The 11931-nt window shown below is 36.2% G+C and carries 9 protein-coding genes; all 9 read left to right on the top strand.

Annotated elements, in window-relative coordinates; translation table 11 throughout:
• The first annotated feature begins 49 nt into the window (after window positions 1-49).
• Entirely contained in the window at window positions 50-832 is a 783-nt protein-coding gene (gene ubiE / locus V4P56_RS06095; protein WP_455482011.1) for a bifunctional demethylmenaquinone methyltransferase/2-methoxy-6-polyprenyl-1,4-benzoquinol methylase UbiE, read from the top strand.
• The gene (ubiB, locus tag V4P56_RS06090) at window positions 833-2416 is read left to right on the top strand and encodes a 2-polyprenylphenol 6-hydroxylase (protein ID WP_455482010.1); all 1584 of its coding nucleotides are present in this window, start codon (window positions 833-835) and stop codon (window positions 2414-2416) included.
• 64 nt (window positions 2417-2480) lie between these two features.
• Window positions 2481-3875 carry a bifunctional phosphopantothenoylcysteine decarboxylase/phosphopantothenate--cysteine ligase CoaBC gene (gene coaBC / locus V4P56_RS06085; protein WP_455482009.1) on the top strand — a complete coding sequence of 465 codons (1395 nt, stop codon included), beginning with the start codon at window positions 2481-2483 and terminating at the stop codon, window positions 3873-3875.
• Window positions 3876-4576: 701 nt separating this feature from the next.
• Entirely contained in the window at window positions 4577-5296 is a 720-nt protein-coding gene (locus V4P56_RS06080) for a sulfate transporter family protein (protein WP_455482008.1), read from the top strand.
• 587 nt (window positions 5297-5883) lie between these two features.
• Window positions 5884-6804, top strand: coding sequence for an acetyl-CoA carboxylase, carboxyltransferase subunit beta (accD, locus tag V4P56_RS06075; protein ID WP_455482007.1), 921 nt, complete (start codon window positions 5884-5886; stop codon window positions 6802-6804).
• Window positions 6805-6807: 3 nt separating this feature from the next.
• The gene (locus tag V4P56_RS06070) at window positions 6808-8127 is read left to right on the top strand and encodes a bifunctional folylpolyglutamate synthase/dihydrofolate synthase (RefSeq protein WP_455482006.1); all 1320 of its coding nucleotides are present in this window, start codon (window positions 6808-6810) and stop codon (window positions 8125-8127) included.
• 43 nt (window positions 8128-8170) lie between these two features.
• A complete protein-coding gene (locus V4P56_RS06065; protein WP_455482005.1) occupies window positions 8171-9169 on the top strand; it encodes a complex I NDUFA9 subunit family protein in 999 nt (332 codons plus the stop codon).
• A 649-nt stretch (window positions 9170-9818) separates the two neighbouring features.
• Complete coding sequence (locus tag V4P56_RS06060) at window positions 9819-9950, top strand: hypothetical protein (RefSeq protein ID WP_455482004.1); 132 nt, start codon at window positions 9819-9821, stop codon at window positions 9948-9950.
• Between the two features lie 552 nt (window positions 9951-10502).
• Window positions 10503-11900 (top strand): adenosylhomocysteinase, encoded by a 1398-nt coding sequence (gene ahcY / locus V4P56_RS06055; RefSeq protein ID WP_455482003.1) that lies wholly within the window; start codon window positions 10503-10505, stop codon window positions 11898-11900.
• Window positions 11901-11931 lie beyond the last annotated feature (31 nt).

Below are 11931 nucleotides of genomic sequence, written 5' to 3'. Positions count from 1 at the left end.
CCCTCTATATTTCATTTACGATAAAAGAAAAATAAGGAGGGTCACACATATGACCACTGAAACAGAACGCGTGGGAATCAAAGGTGGCATGGAGTGCTCTTTTGGCTTTACAAGAGTCGATGAAACGCAAAAACAATCTATGGTTGATGGTGTATTTCACTCTGTTGCTGAAAATTACGATAAAATGAATGATATCTTATCATTCGGGCTACACCGTGTGTGGAAAAATTCCATGGTTACATGGCTCTCCCCACCAGCTAAGCCTAATTGGAAAGTTCTTGATGTTGCTGGTGGTACTGGTGATATTGCCTTTCGCATTCTTAATGCTTCACGCCAAAAAGCTCATGTGACTGTACTTGATATTAATGACTCAATGCTCCAAATCGGTAAAAAACGTGCACAAAAAAATGGTCTTGCTCACCTAATCAACTTTGTTGAAGCTAATGCGGAACAATTGCCCTTTAAAAATAAAAGCTTTGATGCTTATACTATTGCTTTTGGAATCCGAAATGTACCTCATATTGATCAAGCTCTTAAGGAAGCTTTTCGTATTTTAAAACCTGGGGGACATTTTCTTTGTTTGGAATTTTCAAACGTTGAGATGCCTCTGCTTGATAAAATTTATGATCTTTGGTCTTTTCATGCTATTCCTAAACTTGGTCAATTTATTGCAAATGATGGTGATGCTTATCGTTATTTAGTTGAATCTATTCGTAAATTTCCTAAACAAGATGACTTTGCCCAGAGTATAAGTAATGCAGGTTTTTCGCGGGTATCGTACCGCAACCTTACAGGTGCAATCGCAACACTGCACTCAGGTTGGAAAATCTAAATGATGCAAATTTCCACTTACTTTCAATTGATACGCACAGGATGGATTTTAGCACGGGAAGGTGTTTTAAGTGCTCTTCCTAGTGATGATCTTCAAGGACTCCCAGCATTATGTTATCGGATAGCAAATATGCTAGCACGACGCAAAACAAAAAAGAAGCGACGATCTGAAAATATTTCTGACGCCATTAATAAGCTTGGTCCCTCTTATATAAAGCTTGGTCAATTTCTTGCTACCAGACCCGATATTGTTGGCCGTGAGATTGCACAAGATTTGGTTCAGTTACAAGACCGTGTTCAAACGTTTTCCCGCACCGCTGCTATTGTCCAAATTGAAAGTTCACTTGGAAAATCTATTAATGATTTATTCATAAATTTTTATCCACCCATCGCCGGCGCTTCCATTGCCCAAGTGCATCCAGCTGAGTATTATGATGAGAAAGGTCATAAAAAAAAATGTGCTGTTAAAGTTATCCGCCCAAATATAAGAACGCGTTTTGCTAAAGATCTTAGAGGATTTTATCTTATAGCTCATTTACAAGAGCGTTATATACCTGCTTCTCGACGCTTGCGTCCTGTTTGTGTCGTTGATACTTTGGCACAAACCACCCGTATCGAAATGGATTTACGGTTAGAAGCAGCTGCAATATCAGAAATGGCAGAAAATATTCAATATGATGCAGGCTTTCGGGTACCACAAATTGATTGGGAGCGAACAGGACGTAATGTTTTAACAATGGAATGGATAGATGGTATAAGAATATCCGAAATTTCCGCACTCAAAGAAGCTGGCTTTAATTTACAAGTACTAGCAACTACGCTTATCCAATCCTTTCTTCGTCATACATTACGTGATGGTTTTTTTCATGCTGATATGCATCCTGGTAATTTATTTGTGGATTCAACAGGATGTATTGTTGCTGTTGATTTAGGAATTACAGGACGACTTGGCAAAAAAGAAAAACATTTTCTTGCTGAAATCCTTTATGGCTTTATTACTCGTGACTATAATCGTGTAGCACGTGCTCATTTTGAAGCAGGATATGTGCCATCACACCATAACATTGAAAGCTTTGCTCAAGCTAACCGGGCCATAGGTGAGCCGATTCACGGACAGTCCGCACAAAGTATCTCCATGGCTAAGTTGCTCACTTTGCTGTTTGAAGTCACTGAGCTATTTGATATGCAAACACGACCTGAGCTTTTACTGCTGCAAAAAACTATGGTTGTTGTGGAAGGTGTTGCTCGCACATTGGATCCTGATTTTAATATGTGGGAGGTCTCTGAACCAATTGTTAAAGAATGGATTGGAAAAAATTTAGGACCTGTAGGAATTGCAAAAGACTTTAGTGAGGGAGCACAAGCACTCTTTTCATTAGTACGTAAAACACCGCAATTGATCCAAAATTTTCAACGTATGGAAGAAGATTTCAATCAAATGATAAAAATAGGATTTGATCTTTCTCCCACCACTCTCAAGCAGCTTGCTACAGAACAAAGTCGTACCACTCGTTATGGCCGTTACAGCCTAGTCATTATCGCTCTTTGTTGTATTTGTTTTACTTTTTTATCTTTTCTAATCTAATAAATATGCTAAAAAATATTAATAATGAAATCATCGAAATCATTTTATTTATTGGATATATTTTATGGCCAGCATTACCATTCGTAATCTCTCACTTGAAGCCAAAGAATCTTTGCGCGTACGTGCTGCACAAAATGGTATTTCTATGGAAGAAGAAGCTCGTCGCCTTTTAAGCAATCTTGCTACTCCAGCCATACAATCATCTCAAGCAAGTTCTGCTGAATTGCAATCATTGCAATCAAAATCTATTCTCCTTATCATTGGAGGCGGTATTGCAGCTTATAAATCTCTTGAGCTGATTCGCCGTCTGCAAGAACGTGGAGCACACTTAAATATTATTATGACACAAGCTGCTCAAAAATTCATCACTCCATTAGCAGCCGAAGCTCTAAGTGGTAGTACTGTATACAGCAATTTATTTTCATGCGAAGAAGAACATGATATTGGCCATATACGACTAGCGCGTGATGCTGACTTGATTATTTTAGCACCTGCTACGGCTAATCGTATTGCAAAAATAGCTACCGGTATAGGAGACGATCTAGCTAATTGTGTACTTTTAGCAGCATACTGTCCACTCTTGATTGCGCCAGCCATGAATCCAGCCATGTGGACACACCCAGCAACGGTTCGTAATGTAACTCAACTACGTACAGATGGAGTTCATATAGTAGGACCAGAAATCGGAAAAATGGCTGAACGCAATGAAACAGGCTGTGGGCGTATGAGTGAACCTTTGACCATTATAGCCGCAGTAGAAGCTCTTTTGGGTATACAAGAAAAACCACTTTCTGGCCGTCATTTCATTGTTACTTCTGGACCAACTTATGAACCGATTGATCCTGTACGTTATCTTGCTAATCGCTCTTCAGGCAAACAAGGCCACGCTATTGCAAAAGCTCTTGCAGATTTGGGAGCCAAAGTAACGCTGATCAGTGGACCAGTTAATCTTGCTGATCCGCAAAAGGTAAAAACCATTCATGTCGAAACAGCATGTCAAATGTTACAAGCAGTTCAAGCAGCATTACCTGCTGATGGAGCTATTTTTGTTGCTGCTGTTTGTGATTGGCGTAGTCAGATACAATCTTTTCATAAGATCAAAAAGAGTGCTAATAAAACGCCACCATCTTTGCAAATGATTGAAAATCCCGACATTTTAGCAACAATTGGACATGCTCCAAATCGTCCCTCACTTGTGATTGGTTTTGCTGCTGAAACGTTTGACATACTCGCCAATGCGCAAAAAAAATGTGTTGAAAAAGGAGCCAATTTTATTCTTGCAAATGATATTTCTCCTCGCATTGATGGTACAAGCGTCATGAATGCTGATACAAATCAAGTTTATCTCGTAAGTAAAGAAAATGTCGAACCATGGCCACATATGAGTAAACAACAGGTGGCTCAAAAATTATCAAGTATGATTGTATCATTTTTCTGTTCTTCTCCTCCTCCCTATTAATAAAAGAGTAAAAGAATCCTTATCTTAAGGAAAAATTTGAGAGATAATTTGATATCGCTAAAAAATATACCATAAAATAAAAAATGGATTTATTCTACTAAATGCACGAAAGTATCTATACTAACAAAATAATCAATCCAACCATAACAGCTACATGCAGAAAATTAAAAGGTACTTTTTTTAGGATCGATATGTTTATAGCTCAGAAGAATTGACGATATAATCACCCTGCATATCAGGAAATATCTGTAATCCATCCTTTAAGTTAAAATAGAAATTTTTCCTGCTGAGTAATTTTTGCTACCAAATCTTTTTAGCAAACATGAATATAAAATAAGCAACATATATCTCTGTATACATTCTGTATAAGAATATTTAAAACTGCTCTCAAAGTAAAATTTTTCTAGATTCTTATCCACTCTAAAAACTGAAATTCCTATTTACTTCAATCTAATTTTAGGCTGATTAATTTTAGTACTTTTTCCTATTGATCACTCAGCTTATCCATTTAATTAACTTCATAAGAAAACTCATTTTTTGATTTTTAATGACCCATAAAAACAAAAAATCTATCTCACTTGCAAATACGATACCAATTATCTATTTCAATTAAAATAGCTGATTCCAGATGTTATAATCCAAAAAATAAATATATATAATATATTCCCTTATCCATATTTTTTTCTGTTCTTGTGTTATTTATGATTTTTATTGCTGCTTATCGTGCCCTACAGCACTTGTTCACCCCACGATATCGAACTATGATAGTAAAAATATTAGGATTTACTTTCATTATTCTTGTTATTATATGGCTATGTCTACACCAACTTTTTATATCTTATTTTGGGTCTTGGGTTGCTCATTTTTTCCCGAAATTATCTGATTGGGTGGGATGGTTAGAGCTAAGCATACTGGTCATTTTTAATCTTGTCTTAGCTTTATTTATGGCTTTTCTGATCGCACCAATCACTGCTATGATTGGTAGCTTTTTTATTGATTCTGCAGCTGAAATTATTGAAGAAGAAGCTTATCCAGACGAACATATTGGACATGCTATGTCATTTAAACGTTCTCTGATTTTCTCTTTGAAATTTGTTATTTTAAGCCTTTTGGGTAATGGAATCGCTTTTATTTTGTTTTTCGTGCCAGGTATCAATTTGATTGCTTTTTACGCTATTAATGGCTACTTGCTCGGGCGTGAATATTTTGTGTTTGCTGCCTATCGTTTTCGATCTGAACAAGAAGCTCATGTATTTTTACATACTCATCACGCAACAGTTTTTGGTGCAGGCTTGTTGATAGCATTTTTTGTTTCTATTCCTATTCTGAATTTAACAACACCGCTTTTCGCGGCTGCCCTTATGACACATTTACACAAAATGCTTTCTCAAAAAGCCACTACACACATCACATTTCAATAATAGTAATTATTCTTTCTTAAAAGTAACAAAAGTGCATGGATAGAAAAAACACAAAACAGCTTCGATCCTAAAAAAGACCGCTTTTTCCCTCTTTTCATCAGAGAAATCTTTGAAAAAATATTGCTCTCGTATTAGTGTTTCGCTAACATGATGTTATCATATCCACTGTTTTTATGAACTATTATAGCCTTATTTATGTTGACGGTTATAAAGCTTTTTTGCTTTAGGTTCATGCTGCTGGTGTTGCTGACGTTAATGGCTTAATAAATGTTAGCTTTCCATTCGCAGTAAATACAACATTTGTTAACCAGCGCAGATAGTGAAATTTGATATCAAAGTAAAAAAAAGATAATGTAAGTTATTAAAATTACTGATAAATTTTTTGTGATGAGTATTCTTATTCAAACTACCGCTATAATATTAGAAGGACAAAAAGATTCAAGAATAATGAAGTTAGAACTGTACGTACATTAGTAAAAGTATTAAGTGGAATCCTTTATTAACCGGTAAAGTTAAGCAAACCACTCAATCCTATATTCCCTCAAATCGCAGAAGAAATGTATAACATTTAAAGAGAGGTTACAAAGATGAACTGGATTACAAATTATGTTCGTCCTAAAATTAACTCCATATTAGGACGCCGTGAAATTCCAGAAAATCTATGGATCAAAGATCCTACCAGTGGTGAAATGGTGTTTCATAAAGATTTGGAAGTTAACCAATATGTGATCCCTAATTCTGGTTATCACATGCGCATCAGTGCTAAAAATCGGCTCACACATTTTTTTGATGATGGGATTTTTACACCTCTTGAAAATCCAAAAGTTGTAACAGATCCTTTAAAATTTCGTGATGAAAAACGCTATATTGACAGATTAAAGGATTATCGTTCAAAACTTGGAGTCGATGATAATATTTTAAGTGCACGAGGTACTATAGAAGGCTTACCAATTGTTGCAACAGTTCAAGATTTCGCCTTTATGGGTGGATCACTTGGCATGGCTTCAGGAGAAGCTATCATAAAAGCTTTTCATACTGCTATTGCTGATAAATGCCCTTTGGTTCTTTTTGCTGCTTCTGGTGGAGCGCGTATGCAAGAAGGAACATTATCGCTGATGCAGATGCCCCGTACAACAGTAGCAGTTGAAATGATGAAAGAAGCAAAACTTCCCTATATCGTTGTTCTTACTAACCCAACTACCGGTGGTGTTACTGCCTCTTATGCCATGCTTGGCGATGTACACATTGCAGAACCTGGTGCTATGATCGGTTTTGCAGGACCACGTGTAATTCAACAAACCATACGCGAGACACTACCAGATGGTTTTCAAAGTAGTGAATATTTGCTTAAACATGGTATGATCGATATGGTTGTATCGCGTTTAGAAATGAAGACCACCATTGCACAACTTTTACGCTTGATGATGAAATATCCTGCCACTTTTAATCCTTCCAATCCCTCCCCAACATATTCTCAGACATCAATTTCCAAAACAAAAGCTGCTTAAATTATGGAAAATAACCAAGTTCAAGGGATGATAGATGATTTACTGAAAGTCTATCCAAAAAAATTTGATCTTTCTTTAGAGCGCATTTCTCGTCTTTTAGAGCATCTTGATAATCCACATTTAAAGCTTGCACCTATTATTCACATTGCTGGAACAAATGGAAAAGGATCTGCTTCAGCTATTTGTCGTGCTCTCTTGGAAAGTGCAGGTCACCGCGTTCATGTATATAGCTCACCTCATTTGGTCAACTGGAATGAGCGCTGTCGGTTGGGTCAAACAGGAAATGGCCAACTTGTTACAGAAAGCCAACTAGCCGAAACAATTCATCAAATTATAAAAGTAAATCGTCAAGAACCAATTACTGTTTTTGAAATTTTTACAGCTGCTGCTTTTATGCTGTTCAGTATACATCCAGCGGATGCAGTAATTTTAGAAGTTGGATTAGGAGGATGTTTTGATGCTACAAATGTAATTAATAAGCCAGCTGTATCACTTATTATGCCTATTGACTATGATCATGAGACTTTTCTTGGAAATACAATTGCACAAATCGCTTCTCAAAAAGGAGGAATTATCAAACCTGAAGTTCCAGTAGTCATCAGTAAGCAAGATCATGATAAAACCCTTTCCATTTTAACTACCCTTGCTGATGAAAAAAAAGCACCTTACTTCCTTTTTGATCAAGATTATCAAAGCTATACAGAATATGGGCGTATGGTATTTCAAAACAGCCAAGGTTTAATGGATCTTCCACTGCCTAACCTTATTGGCGCTCATCAAATTGCCAACGCTGGAGCTGCCATTGAAGCAGTTTATCAAGCAGGTTTTATGCCTTCAGAACAAGCAATAAGTCATGCTCTGCAAAATATTTACTGGCCAGCGCGAATGCAGCACCTTACCTATGGACATTTGGTTAATCAATTATCTCCTGGTATTGATCTATGGTTAGATGGTGGGCACAACCCTGCTGCTGGAAAAGTTGTTGCAGCAGAACTTACCAGATGGAAAAAAAAATCAAATCGTTCTATTATTATGATTACCGGTATGCTTAATACTAAAGACGCTGCTGGTTATTTTCGCCCTTTAAAAAACCTTGTAGATAAAGTATATACTGTTCCATTGACTGATAAAAATGTAAGTATTTGCCCAACAATTTTAGCTGAATCGGCACGAAAAGTAGGTCTTTTTGCTACCCCAAAAATTAATCTGCAAGATGCCTTACATAAAATTAATTTAGAGCATAGAGAAGCAATTGTTCTTATTAGCGGTTCTCTTTATCTTGTAGGCGATATTTTACGTGACAATAAAACACCACCATGCTAAAAATCAGCTATTCATAAAGCTTTAAAAGGTAGACCTTTTGACCATGCAACTTGATTGCGCACTTTATCAACATCCTAAACTTATTACTGTTTTCGGCGGCTCCGGCTTTGTGGGACGGCATATTGTTGAAACTCTAACCAAGCGAGGTTATCGTGTTCGTATCGCTGTTCGTCGCCCACAAAAAGCTTATTACATGCAGCAAATAGGAGAAGTTGGACAAACCCAAATACTCAAAACTGATGTTAAGCATCGTGCCTCTGTTGCACGTGCACTACTTGGAGCAGATGGCGCAGTATTCCTTCCTGGTAGCTTAATGCAAGCAAATGAACCAAATTTTCAAAATATACAAATTGATGGCACACAAAATGTCTCTGAATTAACCACTGAAGCTGGCATTCCACTTATCTATATGTCAGAACTTATTGCCAATCAAGATACTTCGTTTTTTTATGCGCGTACCAAATTTATGAGTGAACAAATTGTTCATGATAAACATCCTAAAGCAATTATTATGCGTCCGTCAGTTATCTTTGGGCCAGAAGATTGTTTCTTTAACACCTTAGCAAACTTATCACGTTTTTTACCGATCATACCGCTTTTTGGAGGGGGGCAAAATAAATTGCAGCCTGTATATATTGGTGACATTGCTGAATTTGTTATACGTGCTTTAGAAAAACACATCCCCTTTGGAAAAAGCTATGATCTCGGCGGTCCCCAAATTATCACATTCCAAGATGCTCTTGAAAATATATTAAAAATAATTTACCGCAAAAAAATAATTCTATCCATGCCCCTTTTTGCTGGGCTTGTAATTGGAGGTCTTTTAGGAACTATTGGTAAATTACCTCTCCTACCGACATTTGTAACAGCCGATCAGATACGCTTCCTGCAGGTAGATAATATTGTCTCTCAAAAAGCTATAGAAAATGGATGCACTTTAGAAGGAGTAGGTATTATCCCCAGAGCAATGACGGCTATTTTGCCAAATTATCTATGGCGATTCCGTCCACAAGGTCAATTTTCTAAAAATTTACCAGCCTAGTGTACATTTTTTATGATAGAATTAAATTTTTATTTCTAAAGAAAATAATTGGTAAAACTTGTATGTTTCACTCTTTTTTAAAAACACATAATCTAGAGCAATTTTTTTTACTGTTACGCTTACCTTAAAACTCAAAAATCAACAAACACCCACAAACCTTGCTCACATATTAAAGCTTTTCATGAGTTCCTTTATACTTTGTCAATAACCTTTTTGATGCTGCAGACCATAAAAATAGAAGAAATAAAGGCTTAATTCCTAAAGATCTTTCAGATGAGATCCTTAAGATTATTATTATGGTGAACATAAAAACTTGAAATCTTCTTGTTTCTCTGTTGTTTTCTTTTAAAGCGATCGTTATTTTTTTTTATATTTTAGGTTTATCGTTGTTTTTTTGACTGTTACGCTGATTGAATCGTATATTGTAATAAATGCATCTATATTGTTTATGGGTTTTGAAGTTTCTCAATAGGCAAGAAAAATAAGTATAATAACTTTTCGTTCTGCTGTTTCTTTTAATGCAAAACTATTTTTTCTTATGCCCATAATTACTTTAATTATTGATTCTATAAAGACATTGCAGCATTCTTATAATTATTCTTCTGCATCAAACTGAACATTGTTAAGGTTTACTTTGCTGTATACATATTTGTCAAAGACCATTCCTGAAATTATTGGTGATTTGATTTTTGGTTCAAGCAGTCGTGATGACTTAACTCTTGGAGCAATGGCTGATACTGCTATAGGTACAGCTACAGAAGCTACAGTCGCAGAGAAATGATAAATGACAAATAATAGGTGACATAGGTAACGCTATGAGAAGAGTAGGAAACGGAATAAGTAGTGTATAGGGAATTGAGAAAAATGGTAAGTGCAGACAGCAGTAACTTTGATAGCTGTATGAGAAGAATTAGCAACGGCATAAATGCTTATCAAATGATGGAAAATCTACTCAAAGAATATGACTTCAATACTATTCTGAAAATCCACGTATAATAGGTGGTATTCCTTCAATGAGAGCTAATAAATTGAACACAAAATTTATTGCCCGAAATTTATTGCCCGAAAAATCGGAAAGACTACTCAATATTGACTTTAAAACTACAAAAATTTTAGCCATTTTTTCTGTACCTGACATATTTTTGTACCTAGCATAGAAGTAAACTTTTATACTTTGTTGATAACATTATCACTTAACACGTAAATGCATGTCTGTTGCGCAATTTTATGGAAATTTGAAAAAAAATTTCACATAAAGAAGCCTTTCTATTTGCTTGCATTTTTTTTTAATTTCTCCTACCGTTTAAAAAAAATAATTATAAAGGAATAAAAAATGACAACTCAAGATTATGTTGTCAAAGATATCGCACTTGCTACCTATGGTCGAAAAGAACTTGATATTGCTGAGACAGAAATGCCTGGTTTGATGGCTTGCCGTAAGGAATTTTCCTCTAGTAAACCTTTGCGCGGAGCGCGTATTTCTGGTTCATTGCACATGACGATTCAGACAGCTGTTTTGATTGAAACACTAAAAGCGATCGGTGCTGATGTTCGGTGGAGTTCTAGCAATATTTTTTCCACACAAGATCACGCAGCAGCAGCTATCGCAGCCACTGGTACTGCTGTCTTTGCAGTCAAAGGTGAAACACTTGAAGAATATTGGGCTTACATAGATGCAATTTTCCAATGGCCTGATGGAAACCCATCTAATCTTATATTGGATGATGGAGCCGATGCTACAAACTATATTTTAACAGGATGCCGTGCAGAAACAAATAAAGATATTTTATCTTATCCTACAACAAAAGAAGAAAAAATCTTTTTCAGACAAATCCAAAAGCGTATGGATACAACACCAGGATTTTTTACACGTCAATGTACAGCAATCAAAGGTATAAGCGAAGAGACTACAACAGGTGTACACCGCCTTTATCAATTACAAAAGGAAGGACTTCTTCCTTTTCCTGCCATTAATGTTAATGATAGTGTTACCAAATCAAAATTTGATAATAAGTATGGATGTAGAGAGTCATTAGTAGATGGTATCCGACGCGGAACTGATGTGATGATAGCTGGCAAAACAGCTATTGTCTGTGGCTATGGCGATGTAGGTAAAGGTTCAGCAGCATCTCTTTCAGGTGCTGGTGCTCGTGTCAAAGTGACAGAAATCGATCCAATTTGTGCCCTTCAAGCGGCTATGGATGGTTACGAAGTCGTTACTTTAGATGATGCAGCCTCCAGTGCTGATATCATCATAACAACAACCGGCAATAAAGATGTTGTTCGCTTAGACCATATGCGACAAGTTAGAGATATGTGTATTCTTGGAAATATTGGCCACTTTGATAATGAAATCCAAGTATCATCTCTTAGAGACCTGCCATGGACAAATATTAAACCACAAGTCGATATGATTACCTTTCCTGACAAAAAACGCATAATTTTATTATCAGAAGGGAGGTTGCTAAACCTTGGTAATGCCACAGGTCATCCTTCGTTTGTCATGTCAGCCTCATTTACCAATCAAGTTTTAGCGCAAATTGAACTTTTTACTCATGCAGAAAATTATACAAATGAAGTAACTGTTTTACCCAAGCATCTTGATGAAAAGGTTGCACGCCTTCATCTTGATCGGCTAGGAATAAAGTTAAGCATTTTATCAGAAGAACAAGCAGCCTATATTGGAGTTACACCACAAGGACCCTATAAGCCAAATCATTATCGTTACTGAAACGTTTTCTAGGGTTTTAAAGAAAAAAGGG

Source organism: Bartonella sp. B35(2025) (assembly GCF_053794465.1).
Note: the sequence above shows the minus strand (reverse complement) of the source record. Positions and strands in the feature narration are given on the sequence as shown.